Annotated in this window: 21 protein-coding genes; 10 read left to right on the top strand and 11 right to left on the bottom strand. The window is 69.9% G+C overall.

Annotated features, from left to right (window positions below):
- The first annotated feature begins 248 nt into the window (after window positions 1-248).
- Window positions 249-2,588 (top strand): hypothetical protein, encoded by a 2,340-nt coding sequence (locus CYJ26_RS09815; protein ID WP_145990786.1) that lies wholly within the window; start codon window positions 249-251, stop codon window positions 2,586-2,588.
- Here the strand turns inward: CYJ26_RS09815 and CYJ26_RS09820 are convergent.
- The 6 genes from CYJ26_RS09820 to CYJ26_RS09845 all read right to left on the bottom strand — a co-directional run bounded on the left by CYJ26_RS09820 (window position 2,585) and on the right by CYJ26_RS09845 (window position 8,817).
- Window positions 2,585-3,469, bottom strand: coding sequence for a glycosyltransferase family 2 protein (locus tag CYJ26_RS09820; RefSeq protein ID WP_048685554.1), 885 nt, complete (start codon window positions 3,467-3,469; stop codon window positions 2,585-2,587). The genes CYJ26_RS09815 and CYJ26_RS09820 overlap by 4 nt on opposite strands.
- Before the next feature lie 102 nt (window positions 3,470-3,571).
- Window positions 3,572-4,483, bottom strand: coding sequence for an MFS transporter (locus CYJ26_RS09825; protein WP_101638351.1), 912 nt, complete (start codon window positions 4,481-4,483; stop codon window positions 3,572-3,574).
- 408 nt (window positions 4,484-4,891) lie between these two features.
- On the bottom strand, window positions 4,892-5,575 hold the full coding sequence (locus tag CYJ26_RS09830; RefSeq protein WP_081944907.1) for a sugar O-acetyltransferase: 684 nt from the start codon (window positions 5,573-5,575) through the stop codon (window positions 4,892-4,894).
- Between the two features lie 955 nt (window positions 5,576-6,530).
- A complete protein-coding gene (locus tag CYJ26_RS09835) occupies window positions 6,531-7,394 on the bottom strand; it encodes an SMP-30/gluconolactonase/LRE family protein (RefSeq protein ID WP_006547750.1) in 864 nt (287 codons plus the stop codon).
- Window positions 7,395-7,483: 89 nt separating this feature from the next.
- Window positions 7,484-8,353, bottom strand: a complete 870-nt coding sequence (locus CYJ26_RS09840) for a DUF5926 family protein (RefSeq protein WP_006547751.1) — start codon at window positions 8,351-8,353, stop codon at window positions 7,484-7,486.
- Between the two features lie 65 nt (window positions 8,354-8,418).
- Window positions 8,419-8,817 (bottom strand): RidA family protein, encoded by a 399-nt coding sequence (locus CYJ26_RS09845; protein ID WP_006547752.1) that lies wholly within the window; start codon window positions 8,815-8,817, stop codon window positions 8,419-8,421.
- A 477-nt stretch (window positions 8,818-9,294) separates the two neighbouring features.
- Here CYJ26_RS09845 and pgm point away from each other — a divergent pair, with 477 nt between their 5' ends.
- From pgm to CYJ26_RS09860, 3 genes are all read left to right on the top strand, one after another.
- On the top strand, window positions 9,295-10,974 hold the full coding sequence (gene pgm / locus CYJ26_RS09850; RefSeq protein ID WP_101638352.1) for a phosphoglucomutase (alpha-D-glucose-1,6-bisphosphate-dependent): 1,680 nt from the start codon (window positions 9,295-9,297) through the stop codon (window positions 10,972-10,974).
- A 175-nt stretch (window positions 10,975-11,149) separates the two neighbouring features.
- Window positions 11,150-11,698: a hypothetical protein gene (locus tag CYJ26_RS09855; RefSeq protein ID WP_101638353.1), complete on the top strand. Its 549-nt coding sequence runs from the start codon at window positions 11,150-11,152 to the stop codon at window positions 11,696-11,698.
- A gap of 234 nt (window positions 11,699-11,932) precedes the next feature.
- Window positions 11,933-13,036, top strand: a complete 1,104-nt coding sequence (locus CYJ26_RS09860) for a YwiC-like family protein (protein WP_101638354.1) — start codon at window positions 11,933-11,935, stop codon at window positions 13,034-13,036.
- Between the two features lie 50 nt (window positions 13,037-13,086).
- On the opposite strand, the gene hisC is transcribed toward CYJ26_RS09860, so the two are convergent.
- From hisC to CYJ26_RS09880, 4 genes are all read right to left on the bottom strand, one after another.
- Window positions 13,087-14,208 (bottom strand): histidinol-phosphate transaminase, encoded by a 1,122-nt coding sequence (gene hisC, locus CYJ26_RS09865; RefSeq protein ID WP_101638355.1) that lies wholly within the window; start codon window positions 14,206-14,208, stop codon window positions 13,087-13,089.
- Window positions 14,209-14,250: 42 nt separating this feature from the next.
- A complete protein-coding gene (locus CYJ26_RS09870; RefSeq protein ID WP_145990787.1) occupies window positions 14,251-16,098 on the bottom strand; it encodes a hypothetical protein in 1,848 nt (615 codons plus the stop codon).
- Entirely contained in the window at window positions 16,095-16,319 is a 225-nt protein-coding gene (locus CYJ26_RS09875; protein ID WP_006547758.1) for a hypothetical protein, read from the bottom strand. Before CYJ26_RS09875 ends, CYJ26_RS09870 begins: the two co-directional genes overlap by 4 nt.
- 135 nt (window positions 16,320-16,454) lie before the next feature.
- A complete protein-coding gene (locus tag CYJ26_RS09880; RefSeq protein WP_048685533.1) occupies window positions 16,455-17,135 on the bottom strand; it encodes a hypothetical protein in 681 nt (226 codons plus the stop codon).
- Between the two features lie 114 nt (window positions 17,136-17,249).
- Between CYJ26_RS09880 and CYJ26_RS09885 the strand changes: the two genes are divergently transcribed.
- The 3 genes from CYJ26_RS09885 to purB all read left to right on the top strand — a co-directional run bounded on the left by CYJ26_RS09885 (window position 17,250) and on the right by purB (window position 20,779).
- Window positions 17,250-17,657, top strand: coding sequence for a phage holin family protein (locus CYJ26_RS09885; protein WP_006547760.1), 408 nt, complete (start codon window positions 17,250-17,252; stop codon window positions 17,655-17,657).
- Window positions 17,658-17,710: 53 nt separating this feature from the next.
- Window positions 17,711-19,027 carry a C1 family peptidase gene (locus CYJ26_RS09890; RefSeq protein WP_101638357.1) on the top strand — a complete coding sequence of 439 codons (1,317 nt, stop codon included), beginning with the start codon at window positions 17,711-17,713 and terminating at the stop codon, window positions 19,025-19,027.
- Between the two features lie 324 nt (window positions 19,028-19,351).
- Window positions 19,352-20,779, top strand: a complete 1,428-nt coding sequence (gene purB, locus CYJ26_RS09895) for an adenylosuccinate lyase (RefSeq protein WP_006547762.1) — start codon at window positions 19,352-19,354, stop codon at window positions 20,777-20,779.
- 82 nt (window positions 20,780-20,861) lie between these two features.
- Here purB and CYJ26_RS09900 read toward each other — a convergent pair whose 3' ends face one another.
- Complete coding sequence (locus CYJ26_RS09900; protein WP_145990788.1) at window positions 20,862-21,671, bottom strand: hypothetical protein; 810 nt, start codon at window positions 21,669-21,671, stop codon at window positions 20,862-20,864.
- A gap of 139 nt (window positions 21,672-21,810) precedes the next feature.
- Between CYJ26_RS09900 and CYJ26_RS09905 the strand changes: the two genes are divergently transcribed.
- The 3 genes from CYJ26_RS09905 (at window position 21,811) to CYJ26_RS09915 (ending at window position 25,153) form a co-directional block, all read left to right on the top strand.
- Window positions 21,811-22,092 (top strand): metal-sensitive transcriptional regulator, encoded by a 282-nt coding sequence (locus CYJ26_RS09905; RefSeq protein ID WP_006547764.1) that lies wholly within the window; start codon window positions 21,811-21,813, stop codon window positions 22,090-22,092.
- A gap of 43 nt (window positions 22,093-22,135) precedes the next feature.
- Entirely contained in the window at window positions 22,136-22,399 is a 264-nt protein-coding gene (locus CYJ26_RS09910; RefSeq protein ID WP_006547765.1) for a heavy-metal-associated domain-containing protein, read from the top strand.
- Window positions 22,400-22,567: 168 nt separating this feature from the next.
- Complete coding sequence (locus CYJ26_RS09915; RefSeq protein ID WP_101638359.1) at window positions 22,568-25,153, top strand: heavy metal translocating P-type ATPase; 2,586 nt, start codon at window positions 22,568-22,570, stop codon at window positions 25,151-25,153.
- Window positions 25,154-25,256: the final 103 nt, after the last annotated feature.

Below are 25,256 nucleotides of genomic sequence, written 5' to 3' on the forward strand. Positions count from 1 at the left end.
CAGGGTGAGCAGCCCAGCAGCAGGTTCCTTCCCCCAGCACTGGGGCGGCGCCGTCGTCCACAAGCGTCCTTGACCCACCTGGCTGGTTCCGCACATCCCTCGCTTGAGGTGCTTAACAGTCGATCTCCACTATTGCCACAACCGAACCGACTGTTAGCGGCCTCAAGCGACGTTCCTGGTGAGCGCACGCGGAGACGGACCCGGCCGTGCTCCGGGCCTGGAGGTGGGGCGCCCCTATGCTGTCTGGCGTGAGTCCGCATCAGTCACCACGACAACGCTTTGCCCGCAGCGTGGTCTACGCGATCGTGCTCCTGACCGTCATCGGCATGGTGGTGGCGATGGCGGGGTCCGCCTTCGGCCAGGAACGCCGACGCACCCCCGTGGTGGTCCTGGCCACCACCGCCCTGAGCTGGGCCTCCGTCTCCCAGGGCGAGGACAAGGCCTCCCAGGACCTGCTGAGCCTGGCCGCCTCAGGTTCCCCGGCGAATCTCGTGCCCCGCACGGCAGGCACCTGCGAGGCGGACGCCTGGCTGTCGCTCGGGGCGGGTGCTCGCACGCGCGCCACCGAGCCCGGCTCACCGTGCTCATGGCCCTCCGGCTGGGACCAGGCGGCACACGCCTCCGGCGAGGCCGGATACGCCGCTGAGCCCGGGGCCCTGGCAGACGCCCTGTCCTCAGCCGGACTCACCACGGCCGCCGTCGGGCCCGGCGCCGAGCTCGCCCTGACGACCTCCTCCGGCCAGTCCCCGCACTCGGCCGGCTCCCTCACCGAGCTCGGTGAGCTGGCCGAGCTCACCATCGTGGACGCCACCCGCCACGGCGCCGAGGCTGCCAGGCAGACCCTGGCGGAGGACCTGGAGTCCCTGGCCGCCTCAGGGGCTCAGGCTCGCGTCGTCGTCGTCTCCCTGACGGGGCCCGGATCTGGGCCTCAGGCACTCGTGCTGTCCTCCGGCTCGACCGGCCTGGACCGCGAGGACGGCGTCCTGACCAGCCCCTCCACCCACCAGGCCGGGCTCGTCCAGCTCACCGACCTCGCCCCCACGTTCCTGTCAGCCCTGGGCGTGGCCGTCCCCACCTCCATGAGTGGCCAGGCGCTGAGCCTGCCGGCCGGCGCCACGGATCTTGGGGCGCTGACGCGCTCGGAGGGCGCCGACGTGCCACAGACCGTCAGCCAGCTCACCGACGACGCCCTGCGCGCCAAGGCCTCGCAGATGACGACGCTACCCGCTGGGCTAACGATCATCGGCGCCGCGGCCGCCCTCGTCCTCGTCGCCGCCTGCACGCTGCGAGGGCCCGCTGGCCGCAAGCACCTGCACGGGGTCGGGGTGGCAGCCACCGTGGTCGGCGCCCTGCCGATGGGAGCCTGGATGGGCATGGCGGTCCCCTGGTGGCGAGTCGGCGCCGACGGCGACCAGCCCAGCTGGGTCGTGGTGCCGACGGCCATACTGACGATGGTCCTCACGGCGATGGTCGGCGTCGGCGTCCTGCACGGGCTAGGCAGCGTCGTCATCTCCGTACGGGACAGGCTCCTGGCGGCTCGTCCGCGTCCCCCACGCGCCCCGCGCACGCCGCGAGAGCCGGGGCACGGCCCCGGTCCCCTGGGGGTCCACGGCCTACGCCTGCCTCCCTCTAGCCGCGTGCCCACCCCGCTGTTCTTCACCGCCTACGTCCTGACGGCCTGCGTGGCCGCGCTCATCCTCTCCGACTCCGCGGCGGGCGCGCGCCTGGGCTTCAACGGGATGCTGGGGATGGATGCCGTCGTCGCCGGGCGCTTTTACGGGATGTCGAACACGGCCTTCGCCTTGGCCGCGGCCGCCCTGGTCATCGCTGTGGCAGCGGGGGTCAGCCCCTTCGTCGAGGCTCAGCCCACCCACCGGCTGCGACGTACCGCGGCCTACCTCGGGGTCGGCGTGCCCGGCCTGATCGCCCTGGCGCTTGACGGACTGCCTCAGGCCGGCGCTGACGTAGGCGGTGCCATCGCGATGGCGGCGGCGCTGGCCGCACTGACGGCCGGACTCGTGGGAGGCCGCATCGGCTGGAAGCGGTGGATGACGATCGCCACCGGGGCTCTGACCGCCGCCGGGCTGTTCGGGCTGATCGACCGCTCCCTGGGCTCGCACACGCATATGGGCCAGTTCATCGGCCAGCTCCAGGACGGCACCGCCTCGACCACCATCCTGCGCAAGCTCACGGCTCTGGTGGTGCCCTTCTTCACCAGTCGGCTCGCTCTCCTGGCGCTGGTGGTCGGGGTGATCGCCCTGGTCGGCGCGGGGTGGTGGCTGAGGCGCGAGGTCACGGCGTGGAGGCTCGGCACCAGCGCCTACGCGAGCCTGGTGCGACCTGAGGAGCAGGAAGCCGACCAGAGGCCCACCGAGGACGGCGCCGGCCAGCACGAGGGGGCCGGAACCACGGCTGCCGGCGGGCTTCCACAGTGGCTGACTCCCGCGCTCAAGGGCCTGGGCACACTGGTAGTCGTCGAGGTGGTTGTCAACGACTCCGGCTTGTCCATGGCGTGCCTGTCCCTGGCCTGCGCGGCGCCGCTTCTCGTGGCGCTCGTGGCCACTCAGCTCCAGGCCCGGGTGCGTTAGGCCTCGGGACGCGCCGGGGCGACGCCGTCGGGCTCCCCGGCCTGCAGGTCACTGCCCTGGGCCTTGGGCCCGGGCCAGGCCCGGTAGGCGTGGAAGGGGGACTGGGAGCCGATGAGCTCCTCGTCCAGGGCCTTGACGGGGATCCGGCGGCGGCGCACCTTGCGCGCCGCGATCGCTCGCAGGACATCCTTGTACTGGGCGGCACGGTGCAGCATGCCGGCGCGGTCATTGCCGGTGACGCGGTGGGTGATGTCGCAGGGGACCTCGATGACGGTCAGCCCGGCCACCAGGACGTCGATGCTCAGACCCACCTCGACACCCCAGCCCTCAGCCAGCGGGGCGGCTGCCTCATAGGCCTCGCGGCTCAGGCACCGTTGACCGGACAGCGGAGCCACCGGGGCCCAACCGGTTGCGGCAGCGATCGCCGTACGGGCGGCGCGGACCACGCGACCGCGGCCGCCGGCACCAGCCTGCTTGGGCGGGACAGCGATCGACATGTCGGCGATGCCATCGATCACGGGGGCAACAAGGTCTGCGCAGCAGGCGGCAGAGTCACCCAGGTCGGCGTCGATGAAGAGCAGAAGGCGTGAGGGGCCATCGACGTAGTCACGCATCCCCACGATCGAGGCGCCGGTCTCCATCGCCGAGGCCTTGCCACGCGTGACTGAGTGACGCACCGTGACCGCACCGGCGGCTCGGGCGTGGTCCTGGGTTCCGTCCGTGGAACCGTCATCCACGACCACCACGAGGTCAACGCGCGGAATCGCCCGGCAGGCTCGCACGGTCGCCGCGATGCGCTCGGCCTCGTCCTTCGCGGGGATGACGACGGCGACCCTCTGCTCGGCACGCTGGTCTGGATGCGGCTGCTGAGGCATCGACATAGTCACGGCACAAGAGTAACGACATCGTCCCCCTCACGGCGCGATCACAGCACGGTGAGAGGGACGACGTCTGCTCGGCCTGAGCCCCGGCGTGAGAGCCGGCTAGTCCAGGACGCTGCCCGGCGCCCCGGCCTCCACTGCGACGGCCTCAGCCTCGCGCACCTGGACCTGGACCCGGGTGCGCTCGCGCGCGGCGTCCTGACTCGTCTCCGTCTCCAGCAAGCGGGTGACCGAGGCGTTGACGCCCAGCTCGACGTCGGCCCCGGCAGCCAGCAGCGCACCGCCCCGCTCAAGACCGAGGATGAGACCCACGAAGGCAAGGGCAAGCAGGACAACCTGCCCCCAGGACAGGGCGATCTTCTCCGTGGGGCGAGCCTGCTGGATCGAGCGGGCTCCGACCACGAAGGAGGCCAGGATGAGAGGCAGGGTGATGGCGAAAACCACTCGCCAGCTCGCCACCTCTCCGATGACGCCGCCCACGATCGGACCGACGGCCGGGGCCACGCCCAGAGTCAGGCCTCCGACTCCCATGAGCGCCCCAAACTTGGTGCGAGGTGCCTGGGTGAGGATGATCGTGAACATGAGCGGCGTGATGATGCCGGTGCCCACGCCCTGAAGAAGACGCCCTGCCAGCAGCACCGGGAAAGTGGGGGCGGCCAGGGCGATGACGGAGCCGGCCGCCACGGCGGCGACGGCCGCGAAGAACAGGGACCTGGCCGTGAAACGGCGCTGGAGGTAGCTCGACAGCGGCATGATGATCGCGACCACCAGGAGGTAGCCACTGGTGAGCCACTGCACCTGCGAGGTCCCCACCCCGAAGGCCTCCATGAGGGCCGGGAAGAGGACGGAGACGACGGTCTCTAGGAACAGGCCGAGGAAGGCCAGGACAGCCGTGGCAAAGATGGAGCCGGCCAGGGCCGGGCTGACTGTCTCAGCGTCGCGGGGGTCAGGCAGGACGAAGACATCCTGCGCTCCAGGCACGTCGCTGGCTGGGCGGGAGGAGGCGTGGGACACGCGGGGAACCTTTCAGTGACACACCGACCAGCGCTTGCCCGCGCGAGAGCGTCACACCCACCGCGCGTCATACGTCGGTGTGTGATCGCTGGACGTGACCGTAGCCGGAACATCCACAGCCTCGTAAGCGAGGACTTCTGCGGGATGGTCAATAGCGGTGCCGCCCAGGTCACTCGAGGTCACCGCGAGGGGCGAGGGCGCGTCTGCCTATCGAGCGTCAGAGGACTTCTGTCCCGTCTGACCAATGCAAGAAACGACAGAAAAAGATGACAGTCCTCTGTGAACGCTCATTCACCTGACATCGCCTCAGCGATCAGAGAGGGTTGTGGAAAGGAGCCCGTCAATGACGCCGGGTTCCACCTTCCCGTCCCTGAGAGGTATCCCTACCGCCACCCGAGACACCATGTCTCACAGGCTGCGCGGCGGCTTGTAGGCAGTCTCCTCCCCCGGGGTGATGGTGCGGATGACGCGGGCTGGTAGACCGCCAACCACCGTCATTGGCGGCACGTTCGAGCTGACCACCGCGCCAGCCGCGATGACCGACCCGTAGCCGATGTGCACACCGGGCAGGATGGTGGTGTTCGCGCCCACCCATACATCGTCCTCGATGGTGACGACGGCAGAGAACTGCGCGCCCGTGCTGCGAAGCTCAGGGTCAATCGGGTGACCGGCCGTGGCTACCGTGACATGGGGACCGAAGAGGACACGTTTGCCAATATGGATAGCGGCGTCGTCGATCAGCGTGGTGCCGGTATTGAACCAGCACCCCTCCCCGATGGTGGTGTGGGAGCCGTACGCGCAATAGATCGGCGTCTCCAGCCAGGCTCCGTCCCCGAAGGAGGCGAAGAGCTCACGGGCAAGAGCCGCGCGCCCTTCAGGGTCGCGGATCGAGGTGGCGTTGTAACGCTCGACCAGCTCCTTGCCCCGATTACGTTCCTCCTCCAGGGCCTCCCGGCCGGGGCCGAAGTCCGTGTAGAGCTCGCCGGTGTCCAGCCTTCGCCGAGTCTCGGTCTCATTAAAGACGTAGGGGTTGTGGATCTCGTGTGCGGCGCCGGTCGCTGCGGTGGGGCCGGCAGATGTGGTCTCGTCCATGAGGAGATCTTGCCAAAGAGCACCGACACAAACCCCGGATGCCACCAGGAGCCACCCACCGACGGACACGTCAGCAGGAACATGGAGGCATTTCCCAGGCTTTGGAGGGGTGTTCCTTCAGGGTGGGCGGGTTACATAGTCACTGCCGCCGGACGGAACGGGTCGCGAGGGTTGGGGAGCCTGATGACCGACCCGCCTCCGAGACAGCCACGGGTCTTAGGGAGCCCGAAGCCGTCGCTCCGGCGAGGGAGTGGTTCCCGGGCGGGGTTTGGGAAGCCCGCCGACAGGTCGAGCCACTCGTTGACGAAGGCCCTCGGGCCCGGGAGAGACAACCCGGGAACCGGGGGCTTCGTCATGCCCCGGATCCCGTAGGCCCCCGCGTCCCGCATGCCCCCGTACAGCCTTCACTCACCCCGCACGCCCCGTCGCTTTAGGCCGGTAACAGTCGGTTCGGTTGCGGCGGGCATGGGATCCGACTGTTGAGGGCCTAAGGCGATGGGGCGAGGGTGGATCCAGACTGTCGCTTTAGGCCGCGAACAGTCGATTCGGTTGTGGCAAGCGTGGGAGCCGACTGTTAAAGACCTAAAGCGACGGGGAAAGGAAGCCGACAACACCCCTCACAAAAGGCGTGTACCGCCGTCAGCCCCGGCCGCTTCGCGGTTCCTAGAGACTTTCCAGGCAACCACCCCGTGTTCCTTCAGGATGACCGGGTTATATACGAGTCACCGCCGGACGGAACGGGTCGCGAGGGTTGGGGAGCCTGACGACCGATCCGCCTCCGAGACAGCCACAGGTCTTAGGGAGCCCAAGGCAGTCGCTCCGGCGAAGGAGGACGCTCCCCCGGAGTTGGGATGCCGGGTGCGGAGCCCTCACGAGGCTTGGGCCCGTGGGTCCGGGAGAGACAACCCGGCCCACGGGCCAAGTCACGTCGTCAGACTCATCACAAGCCGTGAGCTCACCCCTTGAAGGCCAGCGGCTCCAGACCCTGTACTCCAGGCTCCACGGCGTAGACGCTGCCGGAGGCCGGCTCGACGTCGTCAGGCAGGTTCTCGCGCGAGGTCGTGATGTACAGCGTGCCCAGGTCGGGACCACCGAAGGTACAGGCCGTCACCTTCGACACCGGCACCTCGATCACCTCACTGAGTCGACCGTCCTCGTCAAAGCGCCACACAGCGCTGCCCCGGTGCATGGCGACCCACACCCCACCCTCAGCGTCCACGGTCAGCCCGTCCGGGTGCCCCTGCTCAGCCGGGATCTCCACGAAGGTGCGAGGCTCGACCAGCCCGGCCTCGGCGTCGTAGTCAAAGACGGTCACCCGCCCGGTGGGGGTGTCGATCCAGTAACCGCGCGAACCGTCCGGGCTGAAGCCCAGGCCGTTGGCGATCGTGGCTCCGCCCCAGGCAGGCACCGGCTCGCCGGCGCCGTCCCAGCGATAGACCGCGGCAGCCCCCTCCACGCGCTCGTAGGACATGGTCCCGATCCAGAAGCGCCCGTCAGGGTCGCATCCGCCCTCATTCGTGCGGATCGTCGGGTCGGAGTACAGCTCAACGGCCTGCGTCAGGTCGCTTAGGTCCTCGGCGCGCCCGACGGCGATCCCCCGCTCCGTGGCCACAACCGCGCCCCCGTCCACACGCGGGCGGATGACGCTGGCGACCTTCGAGGGCACGTCCAGACGGCGGTAACCGCCCTCGGCGGCCTCGTCCAGCTCGATGACGCTGCCGGCCAGCATGTCGACAAAGCGCAGCCGGCCCGTCGCCGGCCACCACACCGGTCCCTCGCCGTGGTAGGAGACCGAGTCCGTGATGCGCTGTGCCTTCATGGCTCCACCGTACCCGCAGGCAACGACGCCGTCGCGTGCGCACGATCAGCACACGCGACGGCGTCGCTCACGAGGTCCGGCGCCTCGGCTCAGAGGTTGACCTGGCGCGAGATGATGCCGGCCTTGGCCCGGCGAGCCGCCGCGTCCAGCGGCCCCTGGGCAGCCAGCGCCGCCTCCAGCCGCGCGGCCATCTCCTGCATCGGGGCGGTGAGCTCCTCAGCCTCGGTCCCCGGAACCAGCTCCCACACGGGGATGGCCAGGCCACAGGCACGGAAGGCGCCGATGAAGCGGGCCCCTTCCTCCAGGTCGGACTCGCGCGCGGCGTGCACGCGGGCGAAGGCGTTGAAGAACTCGTCCTCGTCCTCCCCACGCACCCAGCGCACGAACTCCTTGCCACCCATGCGGAACCAGTAGGCGTGCTCCACGCCCGGCACCGCCTTGGCCTGGGCGATCTCGCCCTTGGCCTCCTCCAGCTGGCGCTGGGCCTGCGGGTCCTTGGCGGCCTCGGCGTCGAGCCAGAAGTCGAAGGTCTCGCGCACGCTGACCTGCGGGGCGAAGTTCAGGTCCACGATGTCCTGCAGGCGCTCACCCGGCTCAGGCAACCCGTTGACGGCCAACCCGTGCCCCTCCTCCAGGTCCAGGGCCTCCAGGAGGGCAGCGGCCACGTCACGGCTGGCGTCACCCGAGTGAAGGGTCGTCTGCAGCGCCACCAGGACCTCGCCGTCGGCACGCTTGAGCGCCTGAGCGAGCTCGGGCAGGAGGGTGACCAGCTGGACCGTGCGTCCGCCGTGGGCCTCGTTGAGCTTCACGGTGGCGGTCGCCGCCGGGAGGATCTGCATCATGGCGACGAGGTCCTCTTCGCCGGGCAGCCCCTCGAAGGGACGGGCGACGTAAGCGATCTTCTGCTTCTTGGGCGTTGCGTCGGCGGCCTTGCGCGCCTGGCGCTTCTTCTTCGACATAGCGTCAGGGTAACGGTCTGGCCCGGCCTGTCCCGGCCGACGCGGCGGTCCCGGCCAGCAGACGGTCAGGGACGCACGGCGACGGCCTCGATCTCCACCCCGGCGCCCTTGGGCAGGGCCGCCACCTGGAAGGCCGCGCGCGCCGGCAGCACCGGCCCGGTGAAGAAGCGGGAGTAGACCTCGTTGACCGGGACGAAGTCATTGATGTCAGCCAGCAGCACGGTGGTCTTGACGACGTGCTCGTAGCCCAGTCCCGCGGCCGCGAGGATCTCACCGACGCTGGTGAGCACGCGCTCGGCCTGAGCCTGGATGTCCCCGTCCACCAGCGTCCCGGTAGCGGGGTCGAGCGGGATCTGGCCGGAGACGTAGACGGTGGAGCCGGCGCCCTCACCAGTCGAGACAGCCTGGGAATACGGGCCGACGGCAGCCGGAGCCTTGGGCGTGGAGATGGCGGTTGCGGTCATGGGCAGTCCTTCCGACGGGCGGACACCAGCGCACCGCCCCACTACTGTGACAGCACCACGATAGGCGCGTGACCCAGGAGGACCGCCGTGCGACGCCCCGTCATCCCGTCACCTGAGACCCTCGCCAGACGCGCCGCCGCCAGCACCACCCCGGCAGACCGGCGGACCTCTCCCTGTTCCTGTCCGGCGCCCAGGAGCGTGAGGTGCTCGACGCCGTAGCTCAGCTCGAGCCGGCGACGGCCGGCTCACGCAGGCCGAGGTGTGGCTGGCCGAGCGGCCCAACCGTCTGGCAGCCTTCCTCGCCTTCGCCGCTGACCTTGTGTCCGCCGCTCCCTAAGGAGCCGCTGAGCGCCGCGGGTGGCTGTCAGGCCGAAGTACCCGGCCAGCCGGCGGTTTTCCTCCCTAGGCTGAGCCGCCGTCGTCCATCTTTCGGGACAATGAGCGGACAGCGCTGATCGGGCGTGCCACACTCGAGGCATGCACCCACGAGCTGGACAACCTGCACGTCCCGAAGACCTGATCGACGTCGATGAGGTCGTCAACGCCTACTACGACCTCGTCCCGGACCCTGCTGTGCCTGAGCAGCGCGTGGTCTTCGGCACCTCCGGTCACCGCGGCTCCTCCCTGGACACCGCTTTCAACGAGGCCCACATCATCGCCACCACGGCCGCCATCGTGGAGTACCGCCGCACCCAGGGCACCGACGGCGTGCTCTACATCGGCCGAGACACCCACGCCCTGTCTGAGCCGGCCTGGCGCACCGCGATCGAGGTGCTCACCGGCGCGGGCGTGACCACCGCCGTCGACGCCCGCGGCGCCTACACGCCCACTCCAGCCGTCTCGCACTCGATCCTGCTGGCTAACGGCGCCGGCACCGAGTCCGGCGTGCGCACCAGCGGCCCGGGCCTGGCCGACGGCATCGTCGTCACCCCGTCCCACAATCCCCCGCGCGACGGCGGCTTCAAGTACAACCCCCCGCACGGCGGGCCGGCCGACTCTGACGCGACCAGCTGGATCGCCGCCCGAGCCAATGAGCTGCTCGCTGACGGATGGGACCGCGTCAAGCGCGTGCCCATCGCCGAGGCACTGGACTCCAACTACGTCATCAAGCACGACTACCTGGAGTCCTACGTCGCGGACCTGGAGAACGTCATTGACGTTGAGGCGATCCGCGAGGCGGGCGTGCGTATCGGCGCCGACCCGCTGGGCGGGGCCTCGGTGGACTACTGGGGCGCGATCGCCGAGCGCTACGGCCTGGACCTCACGGTGGTCAACCCCACCGTGGACCCTGCCTGGAGCTTCATGACCCTGGACTGGGACGGCAAGATCCGTATGGACTGCTCCTCCCCCAACGCCATGGCCTCCCTGCGCGCCGTCATGACGCCGGACGCTGACGGCAAGACGCCTTACGACGTCGCCACCGGCAATGACGCGGACTCCGACCGCCACGGCATCGTCACCCCCGACGGCCTGATGAACCCCAACCACTACCTGGCCGTGGCGATCGAGTACCTCTTCACTCACCGTCCCCAGTGGCCTGCCACGGCGGCCGTGGGCAAGACCCTGGTCTCCTCCAGCCTCATTGACCGCGTCGTGGCCGCGATGGGACGCACGCTGGTCGAGGTGCCGGTGGGCTTCAAGCACTTCGTTCCCGGCCTCATCGACGGCTCGGTGGGCTTCGGTGGCGAGGAGAGCGCGGGAGCCTCCTTCCTGCGCAAGAACGGCACGGTGTGGTCCACGGACAAGGACGGCATCATCCTGGCGCTGCTGGCCAGCGAGATCATGGCCGTCACAGGCAAGACCCCCTCGCAGCTGCACGAGGAGCAGGTGGAGCGCTTCGGCGCCTCGGCCTACGCACGTATCGACGCCGCAGCCACCAAGGCTGAGAAGGCTAAGCTCGCTGCCCTGTCCCCCGAGGACGTTACGGCCACCGAGCTGGCCGGCGAGCCCATCGTGGACCGGCTGGTACGGGCGCCTGGCAATGACGCTCCGATCGGCGGTCTCAAGGTGACCACCGAGAACGCCTGGTTCGCGGCGCGTCCCTCCGGCACTGAGGACGTCTACAAGATCTACGCCGAGTCCTTCAAGGGGGCCGAGCACCTGGCTCAGGTCCAGGAGGAGGCCAAGAAGGTCGTGGCTGCGGCGCTGGCCGGCTGAGCCGGCGTAGGCCCTTCCCTCACTTGCGTCGTTTCAGGCCCTGAACAGTCGATTCCCATGCGCACAGCAGCGCAATCGACTGTTCAGGGCCTGAAACGACGCAGTTGACATTCCCCCCCCCCCATCTAGGGCGTCAGAGATCATATTTCCCTGTTCTCTCACACCTGGAGATCCCATGAAGCGCACTGTCGCAGCCTCATTCGCTGCCATCGCCCTCGCCGCCTCCCTGACTGCCTGCGGCTCCGGCTCCGACTCGACCACAACCGCTGAGTCGACGGCGGCCGAGGCCACTGCCGTTGCCACCACCGAGCAGACGCAGGAGGCCACGGACACCGACCAGGCCGAGGGCACGCCCGTTCACGTGACCACCGTCGCCAGTGTCGCGGCTCCCGAGGGCTTCACCGACGTCGGCGCCCAGAGCGGCGAGGGCGCGATCGGCTTCGTCAGCGCTGACGGCATGCGCACGATCGTCATCTCGGCCCAGACCAGCAGCGAGGACGTGGAGGCCGCCGTGGCCGCCCTGTTCGCCACCGGTGGCATGGTCGGCCAGACCCAGGTGCAAAGCGGCGCCACCACCGCCTTCGCCGAGACCGGCTCGGTCACGGTGGACGGCGAGACCGGAGCGAGCTACTCCAGCACCTCCTCTGACGAGAGCACCGGGATGTCCGCGGCCACCCGTGGCGCCTACGTCAGCCATAACGGCACGCTGGTCTTCATCGGTTAGACCGCCCTCAACCTCTCCGGCGCGGCCGAGGTGAGCGAGGCGGACTTCCAGGCGCTCCTGAGCTCGATCACCTGGAAGTGACGCACCTCTGACCACTGGTCAGACCACCTGAGGGACACGTCCTGAACCTCAGCAGCATGACGAGGTGGGGAGCCGTGCGTGGCATGGCTCCCCACCTCGCTGTCTCGGCCCACGCTCACCGATGCCTGGCCCAGGCCCAGTTAGGGTAATTCCATGACTCAGCAGCGTCCTTCCCGGCCCCATGAGTACGACGGCGCCGCCGACCCGGCGCCCGAGGAGGTCCTGGCTGACGAGCAGCCCGCTGAGCAGGCCGAGGACGGACGCCGTCCCTCCCCCATTCCCTCCCACCAGTCCCGTCCCGGGCCGGAGGACGACATCATGCTGGCCACGGGCCGCCCGCGCGGAGCCGGTGAGCCCACCCCCGTGCGCGAGCGGGTCGAGGCCGCCAAGGAACGCCAGGAGCAGATCCGTCGCCAGCCCGGCCGCAAGGCCTGGATCCCCAACCAGCACGGCGCCTGGTCGATGCTGGTCCTACCGCCGCTGGTCGGCTGGGTGGTCGGCGGCGTGAGCTGGAAGAACCTTCTGCTCCTGCCTGCCTGGTGGAGCGCGTACCTGACCTACTGGGCGTGGTCGCAGTGGCTGCGGACCCGCTCGCCGCGCCGTCGCGCTCTCATCCTCGTCCCGCTTCTCGCCTACACGGCCGCCACTGCCATGCTCGGGCTCATCACCCTGGCCGCGGCTCCCTACCTGCTGCAGTTCGCGGTCCCCCTGGCGCCGCTGTTCGCCATCGCGTTGTGGGAGGTGTGGTCCGGGCGCGAGCGCTCGCTGCTGTCAGGACTGTCGACGACGGCGGCCGCCAGCATCATGGCCGCCGTCACCTACTCGCTGGCAGTGGGTGGCGCAGGCGGTTTCCTGGGCACCGGCGCCACCAGCTCGCCACTGCCTGGGTCCAGCCCCAACGGCGAACTCGTGGGGTGGTCATGGATGTGGGTCGTCACGGCACTGACGGCCGCCTACTTCTGCGGCACGGTTCCGTATATCAAGGCCATGATCCGCGAGCGATTCAACAACCGGCTGCTGGCTGGCACAGTGGCCTGGCACGCCGCAGTCGCGCTGCTCACGCTCGTAGGAGCGGGCACCGGATACCTGCCGTGGGCCCACGCGGCGCTGTGGGTGCTGCTTGCGGTGCGGTCCTTCGCCATGGTCCGCTGGCAGTGGAGCCTCGTGCGGCGCACGCACAAGGGCCTGCGGCCAGGCACGATGGGAGTCGTCGAACTGGCCTTCTGCCTCGCCTTCCTCATCACGATCGCGAGCTAAGGACCCTCAGCTCTCCCTGAGCGAGCGTGAGGGTTCTGTAGCACCGCCCGTTAGCCCCGCGGGCCGTCCCAGCTCCTGGCGGCTGCCAGAACCCGGTCGTTGTCCTCAGGCAAGCCGATGCTCACGCGCACGCCCTCACCAGCAAAGGGCCGCACCAGGATCCCCGCGGCCTTGAAGTGCTCGGCGAGCTGCGCCGTCGCCTCGGCAACCCCGAGCCAGAAGAAGTTGCCCTGCGCCTGGGGCACAACCCATCCATCCTCGCGCAGCGCCGCTACCACACGGTCACGCTCAGCGGCCACCAGGCCTGCTCGCCGGGCAGTCTCGGCCAGCGCCTTCGGCTCCAGGGCGGCGATCGCCGCAGCCTGCGCAGGCAGGTTGACGCCGAAAGGCGTGGCCACGCTGCGCACCGCGCTCGCGATCTCCGGCTGCGCCACGAGGTATCCCACGCGCATGCCAGCCAGTGCGTGCGCCTTGGAGAAGGTCCTGGAGACCACCAGGTTCGGGTAAGCCTCCAGCAGCTCCATCGCGTCGCCCACCGCCGGGTCGGTGACGAAGTCGAGATAGGCCTCGTCCACCAGCACCAGGACGCTGGCAGGCACGCCGTCAAGCAGGGCGCACAGCTCGCGACGCGTGAGCGCGGAACCTGTGGGGTTGTTCGGGGTACAGGCCATCACCACCCGGGTGCGCTTAGTCAGCGCCGCGATCATTGCGGGCACGTCATGGCGCCCGTCAGGCGTGAGCGCGACCTTGACCGCCCTCGCACCGGCGACGGCGATACAGATGGGGTAGGCCTCGAAAGAGCGCCACGGCAGGACGACGTCGTCCCCCTCGTCACACACGGTGTCCAGCAGGTGCTGGATGAGCGCCACCGAGCCGTTGCCAACGACCACCTGAGCCGGATCAACTGCGTACCGACCGGCCAGCGCCTCCACCAGGGCCTCCCCCGTCATCTCGGGGTAGCGGTTGACCGTGCTCGCGGCCGCGGTCAGCGCCTTCAGCACCGGCTCCTGGACGGGGTAGGGCAGCTCGTTGGAGGAGAGCTTGGCAACCTGCTGGCTTCCGGGGCGAGCCCCCGGAACGTATGCCGGAAGGGTGGCAACGGCCTGGCGGATGTGGACGGACGTCGTCATGCCCTGGGAGGCTGCGGGGCCGGCCGGCTGGGAAGCGCTCATGCGGGCATCCTCGCACCGACCAGCTCCGGCCCGCAGCGTCGGTCACCTACCGACCGCCGCTCCAGGCTGCTCCTGATCGGTCAGCCGCTCGACGTCGAAGACCACCTCGCTGGTCACCGCCCCCTCCTCCCCGGCGCCGGTGATACCGCGCAGCTGACGGGCCCAGTCCTCCAGCGCGGGGTCGGCAGGCATTCCCTCCAGCGCCTGGGCGTAGACGAGGGAGCCATGCGGGTAGCCCTCCAGGTTGGTGCCGGTCGTGTCGATCCGCAGCGTGAGGCGAGCCGGGCCCACGGGATTGGCCCGGGCGTCAAGGGCCGGGACGGCATCGGCACCGTTCTCGACGTGCAGGGTCCGCACCGTCTCAGGGACGGCAGCGCCGGCTACAGGCCCTCCCACGGTGAGCAGGGTGGTGACGGTGAAACGCTGCGCCACGGCCGGGTCAGCCGCCAGGTTCGAGGCCGTGATCGCGCCCTGGGAGTGCCCGTAGAGCGCCACCGGGTCCTCGGGCGCGACTCCGCCGGCCCGCATGGCGCTGACGACGGCGCTCTCCATATCCGTAGGCATGCGGGCCACCGCCTCCAGGTTGGTCAGCATGTCCTGGGGATTCGGCCCACCCATGCCCCAGTTCGTCGTCCCCGGCACGACGACGAGCCAGGATCGTGTGCCGTCAACATGGTCAGTGCGCACGAGTGAGATGACGCCTGTGGTCTGGTCAGAGTCGGACTGCTTCAGCCCGTCGGAGTAGCGCATGACGTCGCTGGGCGTCGCCAGGGGGCTCAGGCACCGCCCCTCGCTCCCCGACCAGGCGACAGCCAGGGGAGCCACGGCGGTCCCCAGCCCGAGCGGATCGCGCAGCGCCGCCGGCACGGTGAAGGGAGATCCGCCGTGGGGCGTCAGCCGCAGACCCGTGCGCTCGCCGAAGCGCCGTCGACCAGCCTCGGCCGAGCGCATCGCGAGGTAGGCCGTCACCCGCTGCATCGGGGTCAGGCTCGCGGCCGGCACGATCTGGCTACCCACCGCCAGATCCCGAGGGAGCCTGGCGGAGATGACCGGGTCCAGCCGGTCGGCAGCCTGGGACAGATAGGCCTCCAGACGTGCAGCCTCCTGACTAGTACCCGCACGGACAGCCTGGGCCCCCAGGACGAGGATCGCCAGGAGATCGGTGCGCACCCACTGCGCCAGGTCCGCGTCCGACAGGACAATGAGGAGGTCAGCCAGGCCGTCCTTGACCGTTCCCTCCGGAGCCTCGTTGACCAGGTCCTGGAGCCCGTGGAACACGGTGTCATCCATGAGCTCACGCAGCCGCGGACTGGCTGCCAGCAACCGCGCCAGGCTCAGCGCCAGGCTCGTCCCGCCCCCGAGGGCCTGGACGAGCGAGACGTTGTGGAGGATCTGCACCGAGGTCTGCCAGCTCGTCGCGTTCCTGGCCTCCGCGTTCTGGTAGGCCTCGGCGCTCGCCAGCACGTCCGTGCTCAGCGTCTGGAGGAGCTCGGCGACCTGCGCCACCGATCCGGGGCCCGTGCGCAGCGCGTCCGCCGCCTGGATCGCCTGGGCGCGCTGCCACTCGGCCGCCATGGGGTCTGCCGCAAGGTCCCAGGGTGTCAGCTCATAGGCAAAGGGGTGGGAGCCAGCCTCAATCTGGGCGTGCGCCGCGCCCAGGTGCCTGGCGGCCTCGTCCAGCAGCCCGGCGCCACCCGAGAGCTGCGCGGCCAGGGTATCCAGGTCGTGTAGGTCCACGCGGAAGCCTCCCCCGAAGAGCACGGCGCGGACCTGGCCACCAGCCGGTAGGGACCAGCTCATCGCACGTGCCGCCGTGTCGTCGGGCAGCGGCGTTACGCCTGGTGCTGGATCGGCTTCCAGCCGCTGGCCCTGCACTTCTGCCGTGGTCATGACGCCACGCACTGGAGCAGGGGATCGTCGACGGCGGCCGCGGCGGTACGGGCCTGCTCCAGACGTGCAGACAGATCAGTCAGGAGCAGGCGCAGCTCATCCAGCCTCGTCTGGCAGGCCGTCGCGGCTGGACCGCTCCAGCTGGTGGGAACCGTCGTGGGCACGTGGGCGGCGGCGCTGGCAACAGCCTCCTGCGCCAGCACGAGTGAGAGAAGGTCCATGACCTGACGCTAGGCCGTACCGGCGCACGCCCGCTCGCCACCTGTGGACGGACACTCTCGGGGGTGTCACGGCACTCGCCTGTGGAGCCCGAGCGGGGTGGAACGGTGCGGCATCTCGTCTCCGAGCGCATGCGCTCAGGCGCGCTCGCCCCGGTCCCTGCGTCGACCAGCCCTGATCGCTAGGAGCCCCAGGAGGTCCGTGACGATCGCCAGCGCCAGGACCCACCACCACGGGTTGATCCACTGGGTGCTCAGCACCGCCAAGGTCAGGCAGACGACGGCGAGGAGGCCGGCGAGCTGAGCGGCCGGTGCCAGCCATCGCGGCGCCGTCGACGGCACCTCGCAGGCCAGGACCCCGGCCACGGCCGTGGTCATCGCGACTGCTGCCGCCAGCGCGCCCGCCTCCAGCGGGTGCTCGGAGCCTCTGAGCGCGCCCATCACCCACACCGCCAGGCCCAGGGCGCTGCACACCAGGTCCGCCACGAGCACGAGCATGGTGGTGTACGCCCCCGCCCGCAACGGGGCCGGCGAGTCAGCCTGCCCCAGCCGACGGCGGGCGCCGCCGCAACGCAACGCGTAGGCATATCCCACCAACGCCAGGAGGATGGCCTGCGGGAGTCCGAGCCCGAGCGGATCGGCGTCCCAGATGAGCGCGAGCAGGACGAGAGCCATCACCAGGTAGACCAGCTCGCCCAGGAGGACGGGACGTGCGCGTTCAGCCACCGGCACCAGGTCATTGATCCACTGGGGGACCTCGATCTCCTCACCTGCCGGAGCAGCCTGGGAAGAGCCGTCCTTGGGCGCGGGATCGTTCATGGGAGCAGTCTCGCACCTGCCCGGTGCGGCTGACGAGCAGCCTGCTAGGGGTGGCGCCGACGCCGTCGGCATGCTCCTCAGCGTTTCCCAAGGCGTCGATGGGACACTGCCCTCATGGAACTCGTGGCACGCACCCTGGGAAACGCAGCCGGCCTGTGGCTGGCGGTGGCAGTCGTCGGGGGCCTGAGCGTCCCGGGCTCCCCCTCCACCGGCATGGCCGTGGTCAACTTCCTCGTCGTCGCTCTGGTGCTCGCGCTGGTCAATTCCGTGGTCAAGCCGGTGGCGCGATTCGTCGCCTTCCCCCTCTACATCATCACCTTCGGGCTCTTCGCCCTGGTGGTGAACGGCCTCATGCTCGTCCTGACCTCCCACGTGACGGACTGGCTTGCACGTGTGGTCAGCTCTGGCGCGCCGCTGGGCCTGCACGTGGCCGGCTTCGGCTCGGCGGTCCTGGGCTCGGTCATCGTCTCGATCGCCTCGGCCATCATGGTGGGCCTGCTGGGCCCGCACGAGGAGCGCTGAGCCAGCCCCGACCACAACAGATTCGTGTCACAGGCCAGGTCTAACCTGGCTCCATGAGCACACCTGTCAGCCCCACTTGGGTCGCCGAGCGCAACGCTGCCTTCCGATCAGACCGTGCCGCCCGCGTGGTCGGCAACGCCGTCGCCACCACGGACGTCGAGAAGCTGAGCCTGGACCGCGAGATCCTGACCTCCATCGACTCCTCCGTCTCGGACCTCATCCCGGACGCCTCGATCACGGACCAGAAGCACTCCGGCCGCTGCTGGGCCTTCGCCGGGCTCAACGTGCTGCGCGCCGCGGTGATCAAGGAGCTGAACCTGGAGTCCTTCGAGCTCAGCCAGTCCTTCGTCTACTTCCATGACAAGTTGGAGAAGGCCAACACCTTCCTCACCCACGCCGTGGCTGACGCCCAGGCCGGTGCGGACCTCATGGACCGCTGTGTGACCGCTTCCTTTGAGGCCCCCATCGGGGACGGCGGTTACTGGCCCGAGCTGGCACGCCTGGTCGCGAAGTACGGTGCGGTGCCGCACTACGCCATGCCGGACTCCTTCTCCGCCACCTCCTCGGACGCGATGAACAGCTCCCTGGCCACCGTCCTGCGTCGCGGGGGACTGCGCCTGCGTGCGGCTGTGGCAGCCGGAGAGGACACCGAGCCCATCCATCAGGCCGTCATGGCTGACGTGCACCGGGTGCTGTCCATCCACCTGGGTACCCCGCCCGAACGCTTTGTGTGGCAGTACCGGGACAAGGACAAGGCCTTCCACCGCGTCGGAGAGATGACGCCGCAGGAGTTCGGGGCCCGTTACGCGGCTGGCGTCATGGACTTCGTGGTCCTGGCCCATGACCCGCGCCCGGAGACCACGCTCCACCACCGCTACGGGATCGAGCGCACGGACCTCATGATCGGCCAGCCCACCCAGGAGCACGTCACCGCCACCCTGGAGGAGATCAAGGCCGCGTGCATCGCCGCGATCCAAGCGGGTACGCCGGTGTGGTTCGCCTGCGACGTCGCCAAGCAGCGGGACAAGGAGACTGGAACCTGGGACGCTGCCCTGCATGACTACGAGGGCCTGTACGGCGTCGACCTGACCATGACCAAGGCTGAACGCCTGGTCAGCCGCGAGTCCATGCTCACCCACGCCATGTGCCTGACCGGCGTTGACCTGGTCGACGGCGCCCCTCGCCGTTGGCGCGTGGAGAACTCCTGGGGTGACAAGCTCGGGGAGAAGGGCTTCTGGACCATGAACGACTCCTGGTTCGACGAGTACGTCTACGAGGCCGTCGTCCCCACGGCCGGGCTGCCGGAGGAGATCACCACCGCGCTCACGGGCGAGGTGACTGTCCTGCCCCACTGGGACCCGATGCTCTGAGCCGCAGCCAGCGCCCGGGCCGGCTGGCAGCACAGGACCGGGCTGCTGGCGGCGGCTGGCCGCTGGCACTCCCACCCACGCCACGGGGTGCGACCTGATGACCAGGTCGCACCCCGCCGTCGTTCACGAGGCAGTTCCTCATGCACAGTCATGAACACTCATGGACAGTCATCGACACTTCTCACCTGCAATGTGTAGATGATTGTCGATGATGAAGATCTCGCCTTGACATGAGCGTCCCACATGGCACGACGCAGGCTGTCACGTCACCTATGCGCGTCGGCCGTAGGGCCGATACAGCCCAGGCCTGGCACAATCAGCCCCATGGTCGACCTGTCCTCGCTCACCCCACCCATTGCCCTCGGCCCGCTCGACGGCCGCTATCGCTCCGTGACCGCGCCACTGACCAACTACCTGTCCGAGGCTGCCCTCAACCGGGCGCGTCTGCAGGTTGAGGTCGAGTGGCTCATCCACCTCACCGAGGGCCACGTCCTTCCTGGCGCCCCGGTCCTGTCCGCAGCCGAGAAGGCCTACCTGCGCGACGTCGTCGCCTCCTTCGGTGCCGACGAGATCGCTGAGCTCGCCGAGATCGAGGCAGTCACCCGCCACGACGTTAAGGCCGTGGAGTACCTGCTCAAGCGCCGCCTGGACGCAGCGCCCGCCGCGCTGGGTGAGGACACCGTCCTGCCCACGGTCCACGAGATCGTCCACATCTTCTGCACCTCCGAGGACATCAACAACCTGTCCTACGCGCTGACGATCCGCGACGCCGTCCAGGACGTCTGGCTGCCGGCTGCCCGCGGACTCGTAGAGGACCTCACCGCGCTGGCTCATGACAATGCCGACGCCGCGATGCTCTCGCGCACCCACGGACAGGCTGCCACGCCCACCACGCTCGGCAAGGAGATGGCGGTCCTGGCCTGGCGCCTGTCCCGTCAGGTGCGTCGCGTCGAGGCCACCGAGTACCTGGGCAAGATCAACGGCGCCACGGGCACCTACGGAGCGCACGTGGTCTCCGTGCCTGGTGCGGACTGGGAGGCTGTCTCGCGCAGCTTCGTCGAGGGCCTGGGCCTGACCTGGAACCCACTGACCACCCAGATCGAGTCCCACGACTGGCAGGCCGAGCTCTACTCCGACGTCGCCCGCTTCAACCGGATCGCCCACAACCTGGCCACCGACGTGTGGACCTACATCTCGCTGGGCTACTTCCACCAGCGGCTGAGCGCTCAGGGCTCCACGGGCTCGTCCACGATGCCGCACAAGGTCAACCCGATCCGCTTCGAGAACGGCGAGGCGAACCTGGAGATCTCCTGCTCGCTGCTGGACACCCTGGCCGCCACGCTGGTGACCTCACGCCTGCAGCGCGACCTCACCGACTCCACGACCCAGCGCAACATCGGCGTCGCCTTTGGCCACTCGCTGCTCGCACTGGACAACATCCGCCGCGGCCTGGCCGGGCTGGACGTGGACCGCTCCCGCCTGGCGGAGGACCTCGACGCCACCTGGGAGGTGCTGGGCGAGCCCGTCCAGCAGGCTATGCGCGCCGCCTCCGTGGCCGGGGCTACCGGCATGGCCGATCCCTACGAGCGCCTCAAGGAGCTCACGCGCGGCAAGAAGGTCACGCCTGAGGCCATGCGCGAGTTCATCGCCGGGCTCGGGATGCCGGCCGACGTCGAGGCTCGCCTTCTCGCTCTCACGCCCGCCTCCTACACGGGGCTGGCAGAGCAGCTGGTCTCCCACCTGGAGGGCTAGCCCGCTCCTCATCGGGCGTGTGCGCCTGCGACCGGGTGAAGGACTGATCGCTCTTCACCCGGTCGCAGGCGCACACTCGGCGCTAGATGCAGCCGCGCAGCACGATAAAACCGAGGATCACCAGCGCCCAGAACCAGTTGCGGAAGGCGCGCGCGTCCTTCTCCCGCTCCGCGGCCTCACGAGCCTCTTCCTCGGCAGCCTTGCGCGCTTCCTCGGCCTCACGCTGAGCACGGCGTGCCCTCCGCGCCGCGGCAGCCCGGACCTCCGCGGGGTCGTAACCAGGAGGCGTCGCGCTCCCAGCCCCGGGGGCGTAGCCACTGCCCGCCGTCGCCTTGAGCCGCCCCTGCTGCTGCCGACGTTGACGCCGCTGCTCCTCCACTTGCGCACGCCAGTAGGCGCGCTCCTGCTGCGACAGCTCCCCGGCGGGCCTCGTCCGCACAGCCGCGCCATCGCCCAACGCCGTCTGACGCGAGCTCGCACGCCCCGCAGCTGCGGCTGGCGCCCCAGGCTGCTGGCGAGCCGGCACCGCCGTCGTCCCCGCCAGCCTCCGACTCCTCGCACCACGACGCGACTGGCTCGCTGGCGCAGCCTCCCCGCGGGATCGGGGTGCACCTGGCATGAGGCCGTAGGACGACGTCGAGCCGCTCGCCTCCACCGCAGAAGGGGCGGCGCCAGGAGCGGTATCCAGGACCGAGGCGTCAAACATGAAGGGACCCGGCAGCGGGTCTCCCAGGACCGAGCCAAAGGGTGCGTCATCCACGGTGGGCAGCGAGGGCTCCCAGCCCAACGGCGCCCAGGACAGGGCCGCGTCCTGCTCGTCCGCCTGTCCGGCCACAGAAGTCGCTGAAGAAGCAGGGGTGGTCTCGGGCGCGGCCCCGCGCGTGGCAGCCATGGCCCCAGCATCCCACCCCTGCCGTGATCTCGCGAGCATCCCGCCCTCCAGATACCCCCTCGGAGTACTTGACACCCCTACCCCCTAGGGGTATGTTCGTGGTTGTCAGCAAGGAGCTCACCCACGTCGGAGGCAGACAGTGGCCGGATACACGGGCACCAAAGAGGACTACCTCAAGCGGCTGCGCCGCATCGAGGGGCAGGTCCGCGGCATCTCCCGCATGGTGGAGGAGGACACCTACTGCATCGACGTCCTCACGCAGATCTCGGCCGCTACCAAGGCCCTGCAGGCTGTCAGCCTCGGACTGCTGGAGGACCACATGAGCCACTGCGTTATCCACGCTGCCCAGTCCTCTGACAAGGAGGGGCAGGCCAAGATCCGTGAGGCCTCTGACGCCATCGCCCGCCTCGTGCGGTCCTGACACCCACAACCACCCCAGCAAGCACGCACCCAAGGAGCACATCATGTCCGCCTTCACCCCCACCGGCATCGACCGCACCACCACCCTCAAGCTCTCGGGCCTGACCTGCGGCCACTGCGTCGCCCACGTCACCGAGGAGCTGGAGGCCCTGGAGGGCGTCAAGAACGTCTCCGTCATCCTCAACAAGGGCGGACAGTCCGTGGCCACCGTCGTCTCCGACGTCGTTCTGGACGACGACGCCCTCAAGGAGGCCGTGGACGAGGCCGGCTCCTACACCGTCGACGCCATCGAGCGTGACGAGGCCTAAGACCTCACGCACCACCCAGGGGCCTGGCTACGCCACCTCACCTGGGCCAACTACCGGAGGCTCACCCCTCCCACCACCCGACACCTGACGGCGGCGGACACCCGTCCGCCGCCGTCAGCCTGCCCGCCGGGCACCTGCCGTACGCACCTGCAACCAGGACCTCATCACATGACTCAGCCACTGACCCCACTCGCCGAGACCACCACCGCCCCGCTCGGCACCGTCGACCTCGCCGTGGGCGGCATGACCTGCGCCTCCTGCGTTGCTCGGGTGGAGAAGAAGCTGGGCAAGCTCGACGGCGTCCAGGCCACGGTCAACCTCGCCACCGAGTCCGCTCACGTCGTCCTGACCAAGGAGGTCTCCGACGACGAGCTGGTCGCCGCCGTCGCCCGCGCCGGCTACACGGCCCAGGTCACCAGCCGTCAGGAGGCCGCCGAACCGACCTCGGTCACGGACGTCAGCCCCACCTCGCCTGCCGACGCCGACCTCCGCGCCTCCGCAGGCACCCCCACCACCACAGGCTTCTCCTCCAGCACTGCCCCGGCCTCGGCGTCTCCAGTCGCCCAGGCTCAGGCCGAGCCCTCCAGCGCAGCCTCGACCGCCACGGCGCCACGCATCGGCGCCTCGCAGATCGCTCGGGCCGCTGACCTGAAGAAGCGGCTCATCGTCAGCCTCGTGCTGTCAGTGCCCGTCATGGCCTTGTCCATGGCTCCTGCCCTCCAGTTCACCGGCTGGCAGTGGGCGGTTGCCGCCATGGCGCTGCCCGTGGCGACCTGGGGTGCCTGGCCCTTCCACAAAGCCGCCTTCCAGGCCCTTCGCCACGGCGCCTTCACCATGGACACCCTCGTCTCCCTCGGCGTCATCGCCGCTACTGGCTGGAGCCTGTGGGCCCTGATCTGGGGCGGCGCCGGAGAGCTGGGCATGAGGATGGAGATGGAGCTCCTGCCTCGCTCGGCCGGGCACATGGCACACATGTACTTCGAGTCCGCCGCCTGGGTCACCACCTTCCTGCTGCTGGGTCGGTGGGCTGAGGCCCGCGCCAAGTACCGCTCCGGCGACGCGCTGCGCTCATTGCTGGACCTGGGCGCCAAGGAGGTCACCCGCGTCACCCTGACCTCACCAGCAGGCTCCACCGACGCCGTCGACGTCCTGGACGACTCTGGCACCCCACGCCCGGACGCTGTGCGCAGCCAAGCCGCCATCGCCGTCGACGAGCTGCGCGCCGGGGACCTGTTCTCCGTGCGCCCGGGCGAGAAGATCGCGACCGACGGCGTCGTGATCGAGGGACGCTCGGCCGTGGACGCCTCCATGCTCACCGGCGAGTCCGTGCCCGTCGAGGTCGGCGTGGGCGATGAGGTCACCGGGGCCACCGTCAACACCTCCGGCGTGCTGCTCGTGCGAGCCACCCGCGTGGGTGAGGGCACCACGCTCGCGCGGATCGGTGCCATGGTGACCGCCGCCCAGGCCGGCAAGGCTCCGGTCCAGCGGCTGGCGGACAAGATCTCCGGTGTCTTCGTCCCGGTGGTCATCGCCCTGGCCCTGGGCACGGTGCTGACCTGGCTCGCCCTCGGCCACCCGCTGCAGCAGGCCTTCATGGCCGGGGTCTCCGTCCTCGTCATTGCTTGCCCCTGCGCCCTGGGCCTGGCCACGCCGACGGCGATCCTCGTGGGCTCGGGCCGCGCCGCCCAGCTGGGCGTGGTCCTCAAGGGCCCGGAGGTCCTGGAGTCCACCCGCACCCTGGACACGATCGTCCTGGACAAGACCGGCACCGTCACCCAGGGCCGCATGAGCCTGGACAACGAGGCGGATCTCGCCGCCTTGGCCGGCACCCCTGCCCAGGCCCTTGCCCTGGCCGGAGCGGTCGAGGCGGCCTCCGAGCACCCCGTGGCCGCGGCGATCGCCCGGTCGGCGACGGCGCAGCTGGGCTCCCTGCCCCCGGTCACCGACTTCTCCAACCACTCCGGCCGCGGCGTGACCGGCACCGTGACGCTGGAGGGAACCTCCTACGCCGTCGCCGTCGGCCGGCCGGCATGGCTCGCCGAGCAGGGGCTGGAGCTTCCCGCCCGGGCGAGCGACGCCGTCGCCTCCTTCCAGGACTCCGGGACCACCGCCGTCGTCCTGCACGCCAGGCCGCTGGCACCTCAGGCCGAGGCCGACGGAGCGAGCCTCACCGCGCAGCCCGTCATGGCGGTCTTCGCCGTGCGCGACACGCTGCGCCCCTCCTCAGCCGAGGCCATCGCCCAGCTGCGCAACCTCGGCGTGCGACCGGTGCTGCTAACCGGGGACAACGCCCGGGCAGCCGCCCACGTGGCGGCGCAGGTCGGCATCCCGCAGGAGGACGTGCGCGCCGAGGTCCTGCCCGGGGACAAGCGCGACGTCGTCGCCCAGCTCCAGGCTGAGGGGCACAACGTGGCCATGGTCGGCGATGGCGTCAACGACGCCGCCGCCCTCGCCCAGGCTGGCACCCAGGGACTGGGCTTCGCGATGGGCACCGGCACGGACGTGGCGATCGAGGCCGCGGACGTCACGCTCGTTCGTGCGGACCTGCTGGCAGCCGTGGACGCGATCCGGGTGGCGCGTCGGACGCTGGAGATCATCAAGCAGAACCTGTTCTGGGCTTTTGCCTACAACGTCGCCGCGATCCCGCTGGCGGCCGCCGGGCTGCTCAACCCCATGATCGCCGGCGCCGCCATGGCCGCATCCAGCGTCATCGTGGTGACCAACTCCCTGCGGCTGCGCCGGGCGGGGCGCTAGCAGCCAGCGGCCCAGCCAGCGCAGCGGGCACTGCTACCACGCACGGAGTACCCGTACCCGGCGCCATATCCTCCTGACGGTCGATCTCGCGCCGGGTACCTGC

Origin of the sequence: Actinomyces urogenitalis, assembly GCF_002861525.1 — a bacterium.
GTDB lineage: Bacteria > Actinomycetota > Actinomycetes > Actinomycetales > Actinomycetaceae > Actinomyces > Actinomyces urogenitalis.